This is a genomic window from Xanthomonas sp. NCPPB 2250 (assembly GCF_056725265.1).
Window position 1 is genome coordinate 964,523 of the sequence record NZ_CM161520.1, and the last position, 17,696, is coordinate 982,218.

14 protein-coding genes are annotated in these 17,696 nt (G+C 69.4%); 10 read left to right on the top strand and 4 right to left on the bottom strand.

All coding sequences use genetic code 11. The annotated features are described in order from the left end of the window. Positions 1-113: 113 nt before the first annotated feature. The 3 genes from mltB to AC1PMG_RS04035 all read left to right on the top strand — a co-directional run bounded on the left by mltB (position 114) and on the right by AC1PMG_RS04035 (position 4,104). Entirely contained in the window at positions 114-1,250 is a 1,137-nt protein-coding gene (mltB, locus tag AC1PMG_RS04025) for a lytic murein transglycosylase B (protein ID WP_481110744.1), read from the top strand. Further along, complete coding sequence (locus AC1PMG_RS04030; RefSeq protein WP_481110745.1) at positions 1,247-2,743, top strand: septal ring lytic transglycosylase RlpA family protein; 1,497 nt, start codon at positions 1,247-1,249, stop codon at positions 2,741-2,743. Before mltB ends, AC1PMG_RS04030 begins: the two co-directional genes overlap by 4 nt. Positions 2,744-2,892: 149 nt before the next feature. Continuing rightward, positions 2,893-4,104, top strand: a complete 1,212-nt coding sequence (locus AC1PMG_RS04035; protein ID WP_267082854.1) for a D-alanyl-D-alanine carboxypeptidase family protein — start codon at positions 2,893-2,895, stop codon at positions 4,102-4,104. Positions 4,105-4,336: 232 nt separating this feature from the next. On the opposite strand, the gene AC1PMG_RS04040 is transcribed toward AC1PMG_RS04035, so the two are convergent. After that, positions 4,337-5,392, bottom strand: a complete 1,056-nt coding sequence (locus AC1PMG_RS04040; RefSeq protein WP_481110746.1) for a lipid A deacylase LpxR family protein — start codon at positions 5,390-5,392, stop codon at positions 4,337-4,339. 352 nt (positions 5,393-5,744) lie between these two features. On the opposite strand from AC1PMG_RS04040, the gene AC1PMG_RS04045 reads away from it, so the two are divergent. From AC1PMG_RS04045 to AC1PMG_RS04060, 4 genes are all read left to right on the top strand, one after another. Continuing rightward, positions 5,745-6,023 (top strand): YbeD family protein, encoded by a 279-nt coding sequence (locus AC1PMG_RS04045; protein ID WP_152243635.1) that lies wholly within the window; start codon positions 5,745-5,747, stop codon positions 6,021-6,023. Next, the gene (lipB, locus tag AC1PMG_RS04050) at positions 6,011-6,718 is read left to right on the top strand and encodes a lipoyl(octanoyl) transferase LipB (RefSeq protein ID WP_481110747.1); all 708 of its coding nucleotides are present in this window, start codon (positions 6,011-6,013) and stop codon (positions 6,716-6,718) included. Before AC1PMG_RS04045 ends, lipB begins: the two co-directional genes overlap by 13 nt. Before the next feature lie 22 nt (positions 6,719-6,740). Then, complete coding sequence (gene lipA / locus AC1PMG_RS04055; RefSeq protein WP_242081998.1) at positions 6,741-7,751, top strand: lipoyl synthase; 1,011 nt, start codon at positions 6,741-6,743, stop codon at positions 7,749-7,751. Positions 7,752-7,983: 232 nt separating this feature from the next. Continuing rightward, positions 7,984-10,161, top strand: coding sequence for a carboxy terminal-processing peptidase (locus tag AC1PMG_RS04060; protein WP_295976168.1), 2,178 nt, complete (start codon positions 7,984-7,986; stop codon positions 10,159-10,161). A 421-nt stretch (positions 10,162-10,582) separates the two neighbouring features. Here AC1PMG_RS04060 and AC1PMG_RS04065 read toward each other — a convergent pair whose 3' ends face one another. Then, entirely contained in the window at positions 10,583-11,326 is a 744-nt protein-coding gene (locus tag AC1PMG_RS04065) for a sulfite exporter TauE/SafE family protein (protein WP_481111605.1), read from the bottom strand. An 86-nt stretch (positions 11,327-11,412) separates the two neighbouring features. Between AC1PMG_RS04065 and AC1PMG_RS04070 the strand changes: the two genes are divergently transcribed. Then, positions 11,413-12,312, top strand: a complete 900-nt coding sequence (locus AC1PMG_RS04070) for a LysR family transcriptional regulator (RefSeq protein ID WP_481110748.1) — start codon at positions 11,413-11,415, stop codon at positions 12,310-12,312. A gap of 583 nt (positions 12,313-12,895) precedes the next feature. On the opposite strand, the gene AC1PMG_RS04075 is transcribed toward AC1PMG_RS04070, so the two are convergent. Together AC1PMG_RS04075 and AC1PMG_RS04080 are read right to left on the bottom strand one after the other, a co-directional pair. Continuing rightward, complete coding sequence (locus AC1PMG_RS04075; RefSeq protein ID WP_481110749.1) at positions 12,896-13,777, bottom strand: endonuclease/exonuclease/phosphatase family protein; 882 nt, start codon at positions 13,775-13,777, stop codon at positions 12,896-12,898. A gap of 86 nt (positions 13,778-13,863) precedes the next feature. Next, on the bottom strand, positions 13,864-14,862 hold the full coding sequence (locus tag AC1PMG_RS04080) for a glycosyl hydrolase 53 family protein (protein ID WP_481110750.1): 999 nt from the start codon (positions 14,860-14,862) through the stop codon (positions 13,864-13,866). Between the two features lie 286 nt (positions 14,863-15,148). Here AC1PMG_RS04080 and AC1PMG_RS04085 point away from each other — a divergent pair, with 286 nt between their 5' ends. Beyond that, complete coding sequence (locus tag AC1PMG_RS04085) at positions 15,149-16,204, top strand: bifunctional nicotinamide-nucleotide adenylyltransferase/Nudix hydroxylase (protein ID WP_017909091.1); 1,056 nt, start codon at positions 15,149-15,151, stop codon at positions 16,202-16,204. Positions 16,205-16,264: 60 nt separating this feature from the next. Beyond that, positions 16,265-17,689 carry a nicotinate phosphoribosyltransferase gene (locus tag AC1PMG_RS04090; protein ID WP_481110751.1) on the top strand — a complete coding sequence of 475 codons (1,425 nt, stop codon included), beginning with the start codon at positions 16,265-16,267 and terminating at the stop codon, positions 17,687-17,689. Positions 17,690-17,696 lie beyond the last annotated feature (7 nt).

Genomic DNA, 17,696 nt, shown 5'->3' on the forward strand with positions numbered 1-17,696 from the left:
TACCCGGTGCATGCCGGCAGGTCATGCTGCGGGCGCACTTGACCTGGGGCAAAGTTCTTTTGTTTCATGGCGTTATTGGTAGAAATTCATCTTGAATCTGTTAGTCTGCCGGCATGATCCGACGCTCGCTGATTTGCCTGCTCACGCTTGGACTGGTCGCATGCGCGACCCAGCCCAAGGCGCCACCGTCGCCGCCGCAGGCCAGCGCGCCGCCGCCTGCGCCGCGTCCGGCGCCGCCGGCCGAGGCCGCGCCGGAAGTGGTGCAGGCGCCGCCGGTGGACCTGACCCCGGTGCCGTTCGAGGTCGCCCGCGCCAACTTCGTCCGCGACACCGCGGCCAAGTACGGCATGGATCCGGCGCAGATCGAGGCGACCCTGGCGCAGGCCCAGTTCAAGGATGCGATCGTCGCGGCGATGTCGCGCCCGGCCGAGCGGGTCAAGCCGTGGAGCGAATACCGGCCGATGTTCATCAGCCAGGCGCGCATCGACGGCGGCCGCGCGTTCCTGGCCACGCATCGCGACGAATTGCAGCGGGTGCAGGCGCGCACCGGCGTGCCGGCCGAAGTCATCGTCGCGATCATCGGCGTGGAAACCAGCTACGGCAAGAACGCCGGCTCCTACCGCGTGCTGGATGCGCTGTACACGCTGGCGTTCCGCTATCCGCGCAGCGGCGACCCGGCCAAGCTCGAGCGCGAGGTGCGCCGCGAACTGTTCTTCCGCGATGAGCTCGGCCAGCTGTTCGCGCTGGCCCGCGAGGAGAACCTGGACATCACCAGCCTGATCGGCAGCTACGCCGGCGCGATGGGCCTGGGCCAGTTCATGCCGTCCAGCTACCGGCAGTTCGCGGTCGACGGCGATGGCGACGGCAAGCGCAACCTGTTCACCGACTACGACGACGCGTTCTCGTCCATCGCCAACTACTTCGTCAAGAAGGGCGGCTGGGTGCGCGACGGCGTGGTCGCGGTGCCGGCGACGCTGCGCCCGGGTGCCGAGGAATTCAATCCGACCGACTGGACGCCGACTTACACCCTGGCCGACCTGGCCGCGCGCGGCTACACGCCGACCGCGCCGGTGCCGGCGGCCGCTGGCGGCGCCACGCCGATCACGCTCGACGGCAGCGCCGGCAAGCAGTACTGGCTCGGCTTCCAGAACTACTACGCGATCACCCGCTACAACAATTCCAAGATGTACGCGATGGCCGTTTACCAACTGTCCCAGGCCATCGCCGGCAAGGAGTTACCCCCGGCATGAACCCGAACGCGCTGCTCCGGATCGCTCCCGTCGTCGCTGTGCTGGCGCTGGCCGCCTGCAGCAGCGCCCCGAAGAAGACCGCTGGCGGCGCCGGGCCCGGCATCCGGGTCGAGGGCAAGGGGCCGGCGCACGTCGCCACCGGTTGTCCTTCGACCTCGCCCTACGCGCCGGCCAAGGAAGATCCGTCCAAGCGCGGCAACTACACCGCCGGCGGCCTGTACGCCCCCGGCGTGCGCGACGCCACCCCGGACTACGTGCCCAACGTCGCCTGCATCCCCGAGCCGCTGGTCACCGACGAGCCGCGTTCGGCGATCGGCAACCGCTCCCCGTACATGGTGCTGGGCCGCGAGTACGTGGTCATCGACGATCCGCACAGCTACGTCGAGCGCGGCACCGCCTCGTACTACGGCAGCAAGTTCCACGGCCGGCTGACCTCCAACCGCGAGGTCTACGACATGTACGCGTTCACCGCCGCGCACAAGACCCTGCCGCTGCCCAGCTTCGCCCTGGTCACCAATCTGGACAACGGCGAATCGGTGGTGGTGCGGATCAACGACCGCGGCCCGTTCCACGACGACCGGCTGATCGACCTCAGCTACGCGGCGGCGGTCAAGCTCGGCATCACCGGCAAGGGCACCGGCCGCGTGGAAGTGCGCGGGCTCACTCCGGCCGACAACGGCGACCTGCTGGCGCGGCGCGGCACCGGCCGGCGCCCGGCGACACTGCTGGCCAGCGCGTCCACCGCGACCGCCGCCACCGCCACGCGCGATCCCGCGGCAGTGCGGCGCGCGGCGGACATGGACAACCTGGTCAAGACCTTGCCGGCGAAGTCGGCCGGATCGGCCGGCGGCAGCGTGGCCGCCGCCGCGACCGTGCCGGCGCGCGCCGTGCCGGTGGCGGCGGTCGCTGCGCCTACCGCCGCCGCGGCGACCGCCACGGCCGCGGCGCTGCCGGAAGGCGAGCGCTGGCGCTATCGCGTGCAGGACGCGCCGGGCCGGGTCGGCGATGCCGATCGTTTCGACGCATGGATGAAGTCGCGCGGCGTGCGCGTGGCCACCGGCAAGCCGGCCACGCCCGCGCCCAGCGTGGCCGCAGCGAGCACCCCGGTGCGCGGATCCCGCGGCACCGCGACGGCCAGGCCCACTGCCGCGCCTGCCGCCACCGTGGCCGCCCCGACCGTCGCAGTGGCGACGCCGGCAGCGCCTCCCGCACCGGTCGCCAGCGCCGCGTCGCGCGCCGAGGACGACAGCGCGCGCGGGCCGCTCGGCATCCTGCTGCAGGTGGCCAGCTTCGCCAGCCGCGAGAACGCCAACCGCGCGCTGTCGCAGTTGGCCTCGGCCGGCATCGTCGGCGCCAGCATCAGCGACATCGTCTCCGGTGGCCGCACCCTGTGGCGGCTGCGGGTGGCGGCCGAGGACCATGGCCGCGCCGCCGAGCTGGCCACGCGCATCGCCGGCCTCGGCTTCGGCCGGCCGCAGATCGTCAAGGATTGAGGCGGCGTGCCCGCCACGGCGGGCGTTCGGCGCGCCGATGGCTTAACGCCGGTTCGCGCGCGTGCCCGCACCGCGCCTGCCCGGGCGCCGGCTCGGCCTACAATGTCGCGTTTCCCATCGGCCTTCGGGCCCGCCAGGAGTCGTTTTAGATGAAATTCCGCTTCGCCGTCGCTGCCGTGGCCACGTTCGCCGTCGGCCTGGTTTCCGCGCAGACGCCCGGCCCGGTTCCCGCGCCGCCGGCCGCTGCCGCCGCTGCTCCGGCCACCGTGGCGATCCCGCCCGCGCCCAAGCCGGCCGTGTCCAAGTCCTGGGTGCTGATGGACTACGCCACCGGCCAGGTGCTGGCCGGCGAGAACGAACACGAACGCGTGGCCCCGGCCAGCATCACCAAGGTGATGACCTCGTACGTGATCGCGGCCGAACTGAAGCTGGGCAAGATCACCCGCGACGACCAGGTCATGCTCAGCGAGCGCGCCTGGCGCGAGGGCGGTGCCGGCACCGACGGCAGCTACAGCGGCTTCCCGGTCAACAAGACCGCGCGCCTGGAAGACATGGAAAAGGGCATGGCGATCCAGTCCGGCAACGACGCGGCGATCGCGCTGGCCGAACACACCGCCGGCAGCGAGGAAGCCTTCGCGTCGCTGATGAACGAGTACGCGAAGAAGATCGGCATGACCGGCTCGCACTTCGTCAACGCCCACGGCCTGTCGGCCGAAGGCCACTACACCACCGCCTACGACCTGGCGCTGCTGGGCCGGGCGATGGTGCGCGACTATCCGGAAACCTACGCGTACAACAAGATCAAGGAATTCCGCGTCGGCGACATCACCCAGCCGAACCGCAACCTGCTGCTGTGGCGCGACCCCAGCGTGGACGGCATCAAGACCGGCCACACCTCCGAGGCCGGCTACTGCCTGCTCAGCTCGGCCAAGCGCGGCGACCAGCGCCTGATCGCGGTGGTGATGGGCGACAGCTCCGAGAAGCAGCGCGCCGAGGACAGCCTGGCGCTGCTGAACTGGGGCTTCCGCTTCTTCGAGACCCACAGCCTGTACGAGCCGGGCAAGCAGGTCGCGCAGCAGCGCGTGTGGAAGGGCACCGAGAAGCAGGTGCTGCTGGGCGTGGCGCAGCCGCTGCTGGTCAGCGTGCCGCGCGGCCGCTACAACGAACTGAAGCCGTCGATCGAAGTGCCCAAGACCCTCGAGGCGCCGATCAAGCAGGGCCAGCAGATCGGCATGGTCAAGGTGAGCCTGGACGGCAAGGTGGTGGCGCAGGCCCCGCTGGTGGCGCTGAAGGCGGTCGACGAGGCCGGCTTCTTCAAGCGCCTGTGGGACAGCTTCTGGATGTGGTGGGAATCGGAATAAGTTCCTGTCCTCTCGAAAAAAGCCGGCTGACGCCGGCTTTTTTCTTGGGGATTCGGGAGTGGGGATTCGGGAGTGGTGGCAACAGCGCGTGCGTGCCGCCTCTCGCTCTTCGTAGGAGCGGCTTCAGCCGCGACGCCTTACCGATAAAGCCTCGCGGCTGAAGCCGCTCCTACGGAGCTGCGCGCTCGCGAAGACCTTCGAATCCCAAATCCCGACTCCCAAATCCCGGCGGCTAAAGCCGCCTGCTGACCGTAAAACTCCCAAACACCGGCGTCTGCCGCTGCAGATCGAACTCGCGGGTGCGCCAGTAGCGGGCGAGGGCGAACTTCCACTTGCCGCGCATCACCGCCAGGCCGATGCCGGCGTCGCCGACGAAGGGGCGCTTCTTCACGCTGTGGCTGTCGCGGAAGGTGTTGCCGTCCAGGGTGATGTCGCGCAGGACCCAGCGTCCATCGGTGGTCACGAACAGATGCGCCGACCAGCCGCTGCCGACGCTGTTGGCCGGCGGGGCGACGTTCTCGCCGGCGGGGCGCAGCGGCGAACTGCCGAAATCGTCGGGCAGCTTCCAGCCCAGGCGCAGTTCCATGCCGGCATTGGCGTGGGTATCCAGCGTGCCCAGCGCGCCGCCCCAGTGGCTGATCGCGTCCCATCCCCAGCCGTCGCGGCCGCTGTCGCCGGACCAGCGGCGCAGCCGTTCGTGCAGCACGCGGAACACCGGTTCGTCGTGCAACTGGTTGTCCCAGCCCTGGAACTTGGCGTCGCCGAGCAGGGCGTGCACCGCATCCTGCACCTGCTTGCCCTGCGCCGACGGGCCGATCAGGCCCAGCGTGAGTTGCGTGGTACGCAGGCGATCGTCGTTGCGCGCGTTGTAGCCGATGTTCATCAGCAACAGGCCGGCGTAGGGGCGGTCGTCCTGGATCAGGTCGCGGCGGGTCTTGTCGGTGGGGGTGAACAGCGCTTGCCCGACCGCGAAGGTCATGTTGCGCTGGGTGAAGTCGCTGTTCGGCTGCAGCCAGGTCAGACCACGGTTCACCGCCCGCGCCAGCCGCGGCAGGCAGGGGTCGTCGGTGTAGTCGCGCAGGTTCGGCGAGACGATGATCAGGCCGAACCCATTGGTATAGCCCTGGTCCTGGCCGGCGCCGCCGAACAGGTCGTTGTCGACGCGGACGTTGACCGTGGGCGCGGTCGCTTCCAGGGTGTCGCGTGGGCATTGCGCGGTGGCAACGGCGGGCGCAACCGCGGCGGCGAGGGCAACAGCCAGCGGAAGCAACGGGCGGGATGACGGCATGAGCGGCGTCTCTGGTCGGAAAGGGAGTGAGCGGCGATGTACGCCTGCAGGCAGTCGATGCCGGCGCCACCCCGGACCATGAACGCAGCCCGTGCGGTGAAGGATAGGCAAAAGCGCCGTAGCGGACAAATTCGTCCGTTTGGGTTTGTCTGTCCCATCTGCCCTCTTGCAGTGTGAAGGCGGTGGTGCGCAATGACGCGCAGGGCGGCCACCGCCACGGCGCGCGGCCGTGCCACACCGGTGGCTGGCGCGCGGTCGGACCTCCGTGCCGCGTGGCTCCGCGATCCCGGGGCGCTGTCTGCCCACCGGGGCCGGCCTTGGGTTTGCCCGGCGCCGGCCCGATAATGCGGACATGGACATCACTTCCGATAACCCCGATCACGGTTTCCAGTTCCCCGGCGTGTTCGAACTCAGCGCCATGGGCACCGCCAACACCGGCCTGGAGGCCGAACTGCCGCGCCTGCTCGCCGCGGCCGGCGTGGAGGTGATGGACGAGCGCATCAGCTGGAAGCATTCGTCCAACGGCAAGTACGTGTCGGTGCGCATCGCCTTCCGTGCCGTGGACCGCGCCCAGTACGACGCCGCGCACCAGGCGCTGCGCGAACACCCGGAAGTGAAGTGGACGCTGTAGCCGAGGACGCGCCAGTGGCGCCGGCACCGACGCTGCCGCCGTGCGGCGTCCGCCAGTTCGGCCGCCAGCCCTACGAGCCGGTGTGGCGGGCGATGCAGCGCTTCACCGACACGCGCGACGAGGCCACCCCCGACGAACTGTGGGTGGTCGAACACGACCCGGTGTTCACCCTCGGCCAGGCCGGCAAGCCGGAACACGTGCTGGCACCGGGCGACATCCCCGTGCTGCAGGTCGATCGTGGCGGCCAGGTCACCTATCACGGCCCCGGCCAGTTGGTGGTGTACCCGCTGCTGGACCTGCGCCGGCTGCACATCGGCGTGCGCGACTACGTGTGCCGGATTGAGCAGGCGATCATCGACACCCTCGACGAATGGAACATCCTCGGCGAACGCCGCGAGGGCGCGCCGGGCGTCTACGTCGGCGGCGCCAAGGTCGCCGCCCTCGGCATCCGCGTCCGCCGCGGCTGCACCTTCCACGGCCTGTCGTTCAACGTGGCGATGGACCTGGAGCCGTTCCACCGGATCAATCCCTGCGGCTACCAGGGCCTGCAGGTGACCGCGGTGCTAGACTTGGGCGGTCCCTCCGGCATGCAGGCGGTCACTCCGGTCCTGCTGGCCCAACTGGCGCGCCAGTTCGGGCTGACCCTGCAGCCGCTCGACGCCTTGCCCGACCTCTCGCTCACGCACGCGGCCTGACCGCCTGCCCGCCGACCACGCCATGACCCAGCCCAGCGCACGCTCCATTCCCTTGCAGGTCCTTTCCGGCGACAGCGCGTCCGCGCCGCTGCAGACCGGCGTCAAGCAGTTGGGCGGCGACAAGATCGCGCGCTCGCCGGTGCAGTTCGCCGACGCGCCGGTGCTGCGCAAACCCTCGTGGATCCGCGTGCGCATTCCCTCCGGCAATGCGGTGCAGAACCTCAAGGCCAAGCTGCGCGAGAACCGCCTGGTCACCGTCTGCGAAGAGGCCAGCTGCCCGAACATCCACGAGTGCTTCGGCCACGGCACCGCCACCTTCATGATCCTCGGCGAGGTCTGCACCCGCCGCTGCTCGTTCTGCGATGTCGCGCACGGCCGGCCCAAGCCGCCGGACGCCGGCGAGCCGGCCAGCCTGGCGCAGACCGTGGCCGACATGGGCCTGAAGTACGTGGTGGTGACCAGCGTCGACCGCGACGACCTGCGCGATGGCGGTGCCCAGCATTTCGCCGACTGCATCGGTGCGATCCGCGTCGCCGCGCCGACCACCCGCATCGAGATCCTGACCCCGGACTTCCGCGGCAAGGGCCGCATGGACCGCGCGCTGGAGATCCTGGCGACCAATCCGCCGGACGTGTTCAACCACAACATCGAGACCGTGCCGGACCTGTACCCGAACGTGCGTCCCGGTGCCGACTACCAGTGGTCGCTGACCCTGCTGAAGAAGTTCAAGGCGCAGCATCCGGCCATCGCCACCAAGTCCGGCATCATGCTCGGCCTGGGCGAGACCCTGGAGCAGGTGCAGGCGACCCTGCGCGACCTGCGCGCGCACGACGTGGACATGGTCACCATCGGCCAGTACCTGCAGCCGACCGCCCATCACCACCCGGTGATGCGCTACTGGACGCCGGACGAATACAAGGCGCTGGAGGAGTACGGCAACGCGCTGGGCTTCAGTCACGTCGCCTCCGGTCCGATGGTGCGCTCGTCCTACCACGCCGATCGCCAGGCGGCCGGCGCCGGCGTCGCCGCCTGAATCTCGGCCTCCTGAGCCGCGTCGTCGATCGCGCCTTTGCGCGGCGGCGACGCGCGTTCGTCGCCGCAGGACGACCGTCCGCGCGGCTCGCACCGGCAGCGTTCACATTTCTGCGCAAGCCGGCAGCTAGTCTGCTTCATGAACAGGTGACACGGCCTGCAACTTGCGTCACTGTCGTGTTGTCTCACGCGATGTGCTGCCCCCCTGACGGCCTGGTGCCGAGAGTCCCCAGATGAAATTCAAAGCTTCCGCCTTCCTGCTGGCGTTTGCGCTGACCGCACCGCTGGCGCTGTTCGCCCGTACCGATGCGCCCGCCCTGCCGGCCGCTGCCACCGCCGACCAGGCCACCACCGCCAAGCTGGTGTACGGCCTGCTCTCCGACAGCCGCTACGCCTACCGGCCGCGCGCCCTCGACGAGGCGACCTCGAAGGAGGTCTTCAAGAAGTATCTGGAGACCCTGGACGGCAGCAAGCAGTTCTTCACCCAGGCCGACGTCGACAAGTTCGCCAGCTTCCAGAATAACCTCGGCGCCAACATCGCCTCCGGCCAGCTGGAACCGGCGTTCCAGATCTTCGCCGTGTACCGGCAGCGGGTGGACGAGCGCATCGCGTATGCGCGCAAGCTGCTCAAGCAGGACTTCAATTTCGACGGCGACGAGAAGTTCGAGTACGACCGCAAGAACGCGCCTTGGGCCAAGGACGACCAGGAACTGGATGCGCTGTGGCGCAAGTCGGTGATGAACGACTGGCTGCGGCTGAAGCTCGCCGGCAAGAAGCCGGACGACATCCGCAAGACCCTGGACAAGCGCTACGCCAACCTCGACGACTCGGTGAAGGAACTGAAGAGCGAGGACGTGTTCCAGTTCTTCATGAACGCCTACACCAACACGGTCGATCCGCACACCGACTACTTCACCCCGCGCACCGCCGAGAACTTCAACCAGCAGATGTCGCTGTCGCTGGAAGGCATCGGCGCGCAGCTGCAGAAGCAGGACGACCTGGTGGTGATCCGCGAGGTGATCCCGGGCGGCCCGGCCGCGCTGGACGGCACGCTCAAGCCGGGCGACCGCATCGTCGGCGTCGGCCAGGGCAAGAGCGGCCCGGTCGAGGACGTGATCGGCTGGCGCATCGACGACGTGGTCGCCAAGATCCGCGGCGACAAGGACACCCAGGTGCGCCTGGAGTACGTCCCCGCCGAGGCCGGTGTGGACGGCAAGCACCGCCAGGTGCTGCTGACCCGGCAGAAGGTGCGCCTGGCCGAACAGGCCGCCAAGGGCGAGACCATCGAGCTGCCGGCCAAGGACGGCGAGCCGGCGCGGCGCATCGGCGTGATCAAGCTGCCCGCGTTCTACCAGGACTTCGAAGGCCGCCGCCGCAACGCCAAGGACTATGCCTCGGCGACCCGCGACGTGGCCAAGCTGCTGGCCGGGTTCAAGACCGACAAGGTCGACGGCGTGGTGCTGGACCTGCGCAACAACGGCGGCGGTTCGCTGGACGAGGCGATCGAGCTGACCGGCCTGTTCATCGAGCAGGGCCCGGTGGTGCAGGTGCGCGAATCCGGCGGCCGCGTCACCGTCAACAGCGACCAGAACCCGGCCGTGGCCTGGGATGGCCCGCTGGCGGTGCTGATCAACCGCGGCTCGGCTTCGGCGTCGGAGATCTTCGCCGGCGCCATCCAGGATTACGGCCGCGGCCTGATCATCGGCGAGACCAGCTTCGGCAAGGGCACGGTGCAGAACATCGTCGACCTGGACCGCTGGCCGGCCAACGAGACCGACCGCTTCGGCCAGGTCAAGCTGACCATCGCCCAGTTCTTCCGCGTCAGCGGCAGCAGCACCCAGCACAAGGGCGTGGTGCCGGACATCGCCTTCCCGGCCAGCGTCGATGCCACCGAGTTCGGCGAGAGCACCTACGACAACGCGCTGCCGTGGAGCCGCATCGCCGCGGTGCCGCACACCCAGTACGGCAATTTCGCGCCGCTGCTGCCCAAGCTGGAGGCGCTGCACAGCACGCGCATCGCCAACGACAAGGAATTCCAGTGGTGGGAAGAGGACGTGCGCCAGTTCCGCACCGAGGCGGCGAAGAAGTACGTGGTGCTCAACGAGGCCGAGCGTCGCGCCGAGCGTGAGAAGCAGGACGCGCAGCGCAAGCAGCGCCAGGAGATCCGCAAGCAGCTCGGCCTGCCGCTGGATCCGCTGGCCGACGACAGCAGCGATGACGGCCTGACCGGCAACGAGCGCGACATCGTCAAGGACGCCGCGCGCGAGAAGCTGGTCGACAAGCGCCCGGATCCGCTGCTGCGCGAATCGGCCTCGATCCTGAGCGATGCGGTCAACCTGCTGGAGAAGGACCGTCCGCTGTCGGTGCAGGTGCTGCCGCAGTCCACCGGCCCGGGGCGCTGGGCCGACTGAGCCCGCGCTCTAGCGTCGCAAAAACCAACGCGCCATCGCTCAGCGGTGGCGCGTTTTTTGTGGGAGCGGCGTCAGGCCGTCTTTCGCAATCTGTTCCGCCACGCGCAGGCGGATTCTGCTTGCCTGGTAGGAGCGGCTTCAGCCGCGACAAGGCGTTCCCGGTCAAGCATGTCGGGCGTAGCCGCGCCTGCAAAGACACTTCCGTTGCTTTTTGAGCTGTCCATCAGGCGCGGAGGAAGAACGCGTCGCACCGCGCGCCCTGCTGTGGTCAGCGGGATGCACCATTGCCCTGGTAGGAGCGGCTTCAGCCGCGACGGGCGTTCCCGGTAACGCCTCGTCGCGGCTGAAGCCGCTCCTACGGATGAGAGACCTGTCGCGATCAGGTTGCTCCCACATCCCGCGTCGTCGCGACGACGCGGCCTTACCCCAGCGCCTGCCACACCTGGTGCAGGCCCAGTGCCAACAAGGTCAGGAAGAACACGCGGCGGAACGCGCGGACGGAGATGCGTTGGCGCAGCCGCGTTCCCAGCCACATGCCCACGGCAGTGGGCAGCAGTGCCAACAACGACGGACCCAACGCCTGGGTGGGGAAGGCGCCGTGCGCGACCAGGGCGGCGGCCAGCGCCAGGGTGGCCGCGGCGAAGCAACTGCCGAGCGCGCGCATCAGCGCCTCCCGCGGCAGATCCAGCGCCACCAGGTAGGGCAGCACCGGCAACACGAACACACCGGTGGCGCCAGTCAGCAGCCCGGTCGCCAGGCCCACGGGTGCGGCCGCCCAGCGCGCCTGCGATGGCGACAGGCGTGCCTGCCATTGGCTCAGGCCGAGCACGGCGTACAGCGCCAGCAATGCGCCCAGGCCGGCGCGCGCCAGCCGCGGGTCGGCGCCGGCGAGGATGCCGGCGCTGCACCAGGTGCCGGCGACGATGCAGGCCAGCAGCGGCCACAGCCGCCGCAGCAGCGCGCCCGTGCCTGCGCCCCAGGCCTGTTGCAGATTGGTCAGCAGCGACGGCAATGCCAGCAGCGCCGCCGCCTCGGTCGGCATCAGCCACAGCCCGAGCAGGCCCATCGCCACCGTCGGCAGGCCCATGCCGGCCACGCCCTTGACGCCGCCGGCGAGCAGGAAGACCAGGGCGATCGGCAACAGATGCGGTGCGAGGGTGTCCATGGCATCCAGCATCGGCGCGCCGCGGCGGCCGGACAATGCGCCAATGCTTCAGGCAGACTTCGGCAACGACGAAGGCGGGAGGGCCGATGCACCTGGATTTCACCGATCTGCGCCTGTTCCTGGCGGTGGCCGAGGCCGGCAGCATCACTGCCGGTGCCGACCGCGCGGCACTGTCGCTGGCCGCGGCCAGTGCACGCATCCGCGCGCTGGAGACGCAGCTTGGCGTCGCGCTGTTCGAACGCGGCCCGCGCGGTGTCGGCCTTACCGCGGCCGGCACCGCGCTGTTGCGGCACGCGCGGCAGTTGCTGCGGCAGGCCGAGGCGATGCGCAGCGAACTGGGCGAGTACGCCGGCGGCAACCCGACCAGCGTGCGCCTGCTGGCCAATACCGCGGCGCTGTCGGAATGGCTGCCGGAGCTGCTGGCCGAGTTCCTGGTGGCGCATCCGCGTATCGATCTGGCGCTGCGCGAGCAGGGCAGCGTCGCCGCGGCCGATGCGCTGCGCGAGCAACGCGCCGATCTGGCGGTGATCGCCGACCATGCCGATCTGCAGGGCCTGCAGGCACACCCGTTCCGGCAGGATCGACTGGTGCTGGTGGCCGCGGCCACGCATCCGCTGGCGCAGGCGCCGCAGCTGCGGTTCGCGCAGGTATCGGAGGCGCAGTTCCTTGGCCTGGCCGAGGACAGCGCGTTGCAGCAGCATCTGCGTACCCAAGCTGCGCGTGCCGGTGGCCAGTTGCGCATCCGCGCGCAGGTGCACGGCATCGAACCGCTGTGCCGCATGCTGGCGCGCGGCGCCGGCGTGGCGATCCTGCCGCAGGCGGCGCTGGAGCGGGTCAGCGTGCGTGCGCAATTGGCCGCGGTACCGCTGCAGGAGCCGTGGGCGCTGCGCCAGTTGTCGATCGTCTGGCGACCGACACCGGTGCCGTCGCCGCCGGTGCAGCAGGTCCTGGATTGGCTGTGCGCGCATGCCGCGCCGGCGGGGTGAGTGGCACAGGCCGGGGCGTTCCTGACGCTTTCGACGACGTGCTGGTGCAGCGGTGCGGTGGGGCGTCGCTCACGTGCAGGCGCGACCCTCGTTCCGTGTTCGCGATCAGTTGCGGCGGCTGTTTCCCCATCATGCGTGTCGCGGCCGAAGCCGCGTCTACGACGAACGGCGCTTTGTCAGCGCACCTGCTTCCTGTGGGAGGGACTTCAGTCCCGACGGCCGCCGAAGTCGGATGCGTTCCGGTGCGAGGTTGCGACTGAAGAACTGCTCCGATCACGCGCTTTTGCTTTGGCTCGGCCGGAGGCGTCGTTGTCTTTGCAGCGCTTGCGGTGGCCTTGGCCTGCCGGGCGCTCCGAAGCCTTTCCGGTCATGCGCGTCGCGGCTGAAGCCGCTCCTACGACGAGCGGTGTCTCGCTAGCGCGAATGCTCCTGGTCAGAACACCTCCAACGGCCCGCTTCGCCTGGCATCACGTTGCCTCGTAGGAGGGGCTTCAGCCGCGACAGGCGTTACCGCTAGCGCCTCGTCGCACCTGAAGCCGCTCCTGCACCTACGCCTGCGGCCGATGCCGCAGGCTTTATCGCGTCACTGCGGCCAGGCGAACGTGGCGATCACGGGGAAATGGTCAGACGGCCAGTGGCCCTGCGGCCGTGCGTCGAGCGTGGCGTAGTGGGTGGCCTTCAACCCGCGCGAGAGGATCCAGTCGATGCGCCGGTCGGGGTGGCCGGTGAAATCGTGGAAGGTCGCTTCCGGGCCCTGCGGTTGCGCCACCTGCGTGCGCGCATCGGCCAGGCTGGCGGTGAGGGTGCGGTAGGTCGGCGAGTCCGGCACCGTGTTGAAGTCGCCGGTCAGCACCACCGGCACGTCCGCCGGCAGCGCCTTCAGTCGCGACACGATCAGCGCCGCGCCCTTGGCGCGCGCCGCTTCGTCCTCGTCGCGATAGGGCAGGTGGGTGTCGAACAGGTAGAAGCGGCGGCCATCGCCGATGCGCTCGAACAGCCCCCAGTTGACCATGCGCGGCAGCGGATGCCCCCAGCTGATGCTGCCCATCACCTCCGGCGTGTCCGACAGCCAGAAGTGTCCGGACTCCACCAGCTTCAGCGTATGGCTGTCGTAGAACACGCCCATGCGCTCGCCGTCGTCCTTGCCGTCGCGGCTGGGGCCGAACCAGCGGTACTCGGGCAACTGCGCGGCCAGGTAGTCGGCCTGGCGCTCGACCAGTTCCTGGGTGCCGAACACGTCCGGGTGCTGCGCGCGGATCAGCGCGGCCATCGCGCTGCGGCGCACGTCCCAGCGCTTGTCGCCGTCGGTGTCGACCGGCACGCGGACGTTGAAGCTCATCACCTTGAGCGGGGCCGGCGCGGCGGGCGGCGCCGGCTTGCGCGCCTGCGCCGGCGCGATGCACACGCCCAGTACCAGCAGCAGAGGGAGCGCGAGCTTGCGCGCGGACGACAGCGACAGCGACATGGCAGATCTCGACAGGAGCGGAGCACGCGATGGTGGCACGGCGGTGGTGTCGATGACCACCGCGTGGCGCGCCTGCCGAGCGGCGCTCAGTTGAACGCCGACAGCGCCTGGGTGAGTTTGCCGTTGTTGTCGACCGCGCCCATCGTGTAACCCTGCCAGCCCGGATAGGCGTCGGGTTCCCAATAGAACACGCCCAGCCCACGGCTGCCGAGCGCGCGGGTCTTGCTGAGCAGATCGGCGAGCATCGCGCGGGTGGTCGCGGCCTGCTGCCAGTCCATGCCGACCTCGCTGACGATCACGTCCGACCCGTAGCGCGCCACCATGTCCTGCATGTTGCTGGCGATCTGCGTGTTGGCGCTCTGCCAGGCATTGGGGGATGGGTAGTGCGACATGCCGACCACGTCCCACTTGCCGCCGGCCGACTTGAGGCTGTCGAAGAACCAGCGGAAGGTCGCGTTGTCGTGGCCGTTGGCCAGGTGCACGATCACCTTGGCGTTGGGATAGACCGACTTGCTGGCGTTGTAGCCGCTGTTGATCAGTTGCGCGAGGTTGCCGAAGTTGGGCGTCTTGCCGTCCGGCCACAGCATGCCGCTGTTGATCTCGTTGCCCACCTGCACCCAGCTCACGTCGATGCCGTTGGACTTGAGATAGGAGAGGATGCCGTTGGTGTGCGCATACACGTCCTTCACCAGGGTGGCGAAGTCGTGGTTGTTCCAGGCCGCCGGCTTGGTCTGCTTGCCGGGATCGGCCCAGCTGTCGCTGTAGTGGAAGTCGATCATGATGCGCATGCCCTGCGCCTTGGCCCGCTTGGCCATGTTCAAGGTGTCGGCGCCGTCGTTCCAGCCACCCTGCGGATTGACCCACACGCGCAGCCGGATCGCGTTGACGCCGGTGCCCTTGAGCAGCGAAAAGAAATCGGTGGTGGCGCCAGAGGCGTTGCGGAACACGCGCCCGCTGCTCTCCTGCTGGTCGATCCAACTGACATCGGCGCCCTTGGCGAAGGTCTGTGCCATGGCCGGCGCACACAGACAGGCGAGCAACAACACCAGCAGCCAGGCGGACACGCGCTTGCTCGATCGGTTCATGCGATTCTCGCGGTGATGGGAGGAGGGAAGGGGGGCGTCGTGCGGCCCCGAGGAGTGGGCGCCGCGACGTGCCGGGCCGTCCCCCGCGGCCGCGGCGCGCACGAGGCTAGCGCGATCGTCACGGCGACGCGCGCTGCACTGCAGCGGTGCTGTCGCGACGTCCGCAAGCGCTGTCTGGAATGGCCGATGAATCTGCGCGGTGTGTCACTTGACGCGATACGGCATCGGCGTAGCATTCCGCTCACGCCAAGGGACAGACCCGCGGCGATCCACCCAACCGTGAGGGATGCTCATGGAGTTCGACTATCTGGTGTTCATCGGGCGCTTCGAGCCCTTCCACAACGGCCACGCCGCCGTTGCCCGCCACGCCCTCGCGCGTGGTCAGAAACTCATCTTCCTGATCGGCTCGGCCGAGACCCCCCGCACCATCCGCAATCCCTGGACCGTTGCCGAGCGCAGCGTGATGATCCAGGCTGCGCTCGAGGGCGCCGGCGAGCGGCTGATCCTGCGTCCGCTTCGCGACCACCTGTACAACGAAAGCCAGTGGATTGCCGCAGTGCAGTCCACGGTGGCTGAGGCGGTGCGCAGCGACGGCGGCAGCGCCGAGGCGCGGATCGGCCTGATCGGCATGGACAAGGACGCCAGCAGCTATTACCTGCGCGAATTCCCGCAGTGGCCGCTGGTCGATGTGCAGCACACCGAGACGCTGTCGGCGACCGAGCTGCGCCGCTACCTGTTCGAGGCCGGCAGCATCGATTTCCACGGTGCGCTGCTGATGCTGCGTGGCAACGTGCCGACGCCGGTGTTCGACATGCTCGAGGCGTTCCGCAAGAACTCGCCCTCGTATGCCGAACTGCTCGCCGAGTACCAGTTCATCGAGCAGTACCGCGCCGCCTGGAAGGAGGCGCCGTATCCGCCGACCTTCGTCACCGCCGACGCGGTGGTGGTGCACTCCGGGCATGTGCTGCTGGTGCGCCGCCGCGCGGCGCCGGGCAAGGGCCTGTGGGCGCTGCCGGGCGGCTTCGTCGGCCAGCACGAGAGCATCCTCGACGCCTGCCTGCGCGAGCTGCGCGAGGAGACCCGGCTGAAGATCCCGGTGCCGGTGCTCAAGGGCTCGCTGAAGAACCGCCACGTGTTCGACCATCCCGAGCGCAGCCTGCGCGGGCGCACCATCACCCACGCCTTCCACTTCGAGTTCGTGTTCGGCGAACTGCCCGAGGTGCGTGGCGGCGACGACGCCGACAAGGCGCGCTGGGTGCCGGTCAGCGAAGTGCTGGGCATGGGCCCGAAACTGTTCGAAGACCATTTGCACCTGCTCGAATTCTTCCTCGGCCGCGGTTGACGCGGCCTCCCGGCCGGCGGACAGACCGCCGGCTTTCCCAGACGCGAAGGAGCTTCCGTCATGCAATGCCTGAACAACCTGCTGCTCAACACCGATAGCTACAAGGCCAGCCACTGGCTGCAGTACCCGCCCGGCACCGACGCCACGTTCTTCTACGTGGAATCGCGCGGCGGCGTCTACGACCGCACCGTGTTCTTCGGTCTGCAGTCGATCCTCAAGGAGGCGCTGGGCCGCCCGGTCACCCATGCCGACATCGACGAAGCGCGCGACCTGTTCGCCGCGCACGGCGAGCCGTTCAACGAGGCCGGCTGGCGCGACATCGTCGACCGCCTCGGCGGCCAGTTGCCGATCCGCATCCGCGCCGTGCCCGAGGGCAGCGTGGTGCCGACCCACAACGCGCTGATGACCATCGAGTCCACCGACGCGCAGGCCTACTGGGTGCCGTCGTACCTGGAGACGCTGCTGCTGCGCATCTGGTACCCGGTGACCGTGGCCACGGTGAGCTGGCACGCCAAGCAGACCCTGCGCCAGTTCCTGGAGCGCACCAGCGACGATCCGGACGGGCAGTTGCCGTTCAAGCTGCACGACTTCGGCGCGCGCGGCGTGTCCAGCCTGGAATCGGCGGCGATCGGCGGTGCGTCGCACCTGGTCAACTTCCTCGGCACCGACACGGTGTCCGGGCTGTTGCTGGCGCGCGCGCACTACCACGAGCCGATGGCCGGCTATTCGATCCCCGCCGCCGAGCACAGCACCATCACCAGCTGGGGCCGCGAGCGCGAGGTCGAGGCCTACCGCAACATGCTCAAGCAGTTCGGCAAGCCTGGTGGCGTGGTCGCGGTGGTGTCGGACAGCTACGACATCTTCCACGCGATCCGCGCGCACTGGGGCACCACGCTGCGCGAGGAGGTGATCGCCTCCGGCGCCACCGTGGTGATCCGCCCGGACTCCGGCGATCCGGTGGCGGTGGTGCACCAGTGCCTGGAACTGCTCGACGAGGCCTTCGGCCACAGCGTCAACGGCAAGGGCTACAAGGTGCTCAACCACGTGCGCGTGATCCAGGGCGACGGGGTCAACCCGACCAGCATCCGCGCGATCCTGGAGCGCATCACCAGCGCCGGCTACGCCACCGACAACCTGGCCTTCGGCATGGGCGGAGCCTTGCTGCAACGGCTCGACCGCGACACCCAGAAGTTCGCGTTGAAGTGCTCGGCCGCGCGCGTCGACGGCCGCTGGATCGACGTGTACAAGGATCCGGTCACCGACAAGGGCAAGCTCAGCAAGCGCGGCCGCATGCGCCTGCTGCGGCACCGCGAGTACGGCAGCTATCGCACCGAGCCGGTGGCGGCCGATGCCGTCTCTGCCGAGGCGGTCGCCGGTCCGGCCGGCTACGACGATGCGATGGTCACCGTGTGGGAGAACGGCCGCCTGCTGCACGACTGGACCTTCGCCGAGGTGCGCGAGCGCGCGAACGCCGCGCGCCTGTAGGAGGCGC

What these genes read in the sequence shown, in the direction of transcription:
- mltB (WP_481110744.1), top strand. Translation starts at nt 114, where the DNA reads ATGATCCGACGCTCGCTGATTTGCCTGCTCACGCTTGGACTGGTCGCA.
- AC1PMG_RS04030 (WP_481110745.1), top strand. Translation starts at nt 1,247, where the DNA reads ATGAACCCGAACGCGCTGCTCCGGATCGCTCCCGTCGTCGCTGTGCTG.
- AC1PMG_RS04035 (WP_267082854.1), top strand. Translation starts at nt 2,893, where the DNA reads ATGAAATTCCGCTTCGCCGTCGCTGCCGTGGCCACGTTCGCCGTCGGC.
- AC1PMG_RS04040 (WP_481110746.1), bottom strand. Translation starts at nt 5,392, where the DNA reads ATGCCGTCATCCCGCCCGTTGCTTCCGCTGGCTGTTGCCCTCGCCGCC.
- AC1PMG_RS04045 (WP_152243635.1), top strand. Translation starts at nt 5,745, where the DNA reads ATGGACATCACTTCCGATAACCCCGATCACGGTTTCCAGTTCCCCGGC.
- lipA (WP_242081998.1), top strand. Translation starts at nt 6,741, where the DNA reads ATGACCCAGCCCAGCGCACGCTCCATTCCCTTGCAGGTCCTTTCCGGC.
- AC1PMG_RS04060 (WP_295976168.1), top strand. Translation starts at nt 7,984, where the DNA reads ATGAAATTCAAAGCTTCCGCCTTCCTGCTGGCGTTTGCGCTGACCGCA.
- AC1PMG_RS04065 (WP_481111605.1), bottom strand. Translation starts at nt 11,326, where the DNA reads ATGGACACCCTCGCACCGCATCTGTTGCCGATCGCCCTGGTCTTCCTG.
- AC1PMG_RS04070 (WP_481110748.1), top strand. Translation starts at nt 11,413, where the DNA reads ATGCACCTGGATTTCACCGATCTGCGCCTGTTCCTGGCGGTGGCCGAG.
- AC1PMG_RS04075 (WP_481110749.1), bottom strand. Translation starts at nt 13,777, where the DNA reads ATGTCGCTGTCGCTGTCGTCCGCGCGCAAGCTCGCGCTCCCTCTGCTG.
- AC1PMG_RS04080 (WP_481110750.1), bottom strand. Translation starts at nt 14,862, where the DNA reads ATGAACCGATCGAGCAAGCGCGTGTCCGCCTGGCTGCTGGTGTTGTTG.
- AC1PMG_RS04085 (WP_017909091.1), top strand. Translation starts at nt 15,149, where the DNA reads ATGCTCATGGAGTTCGACTATCTGGTGTTCATCGGGCGCTTCGAGCCC.
- AC1PMG_RS04090 (WP_481110751.1), top strand. Translation starts at nt 16,265, where the DNA reads ATGCAATGCCTGAACAACCTGCTGCTCAACACCGATAGCTACAAGGCC.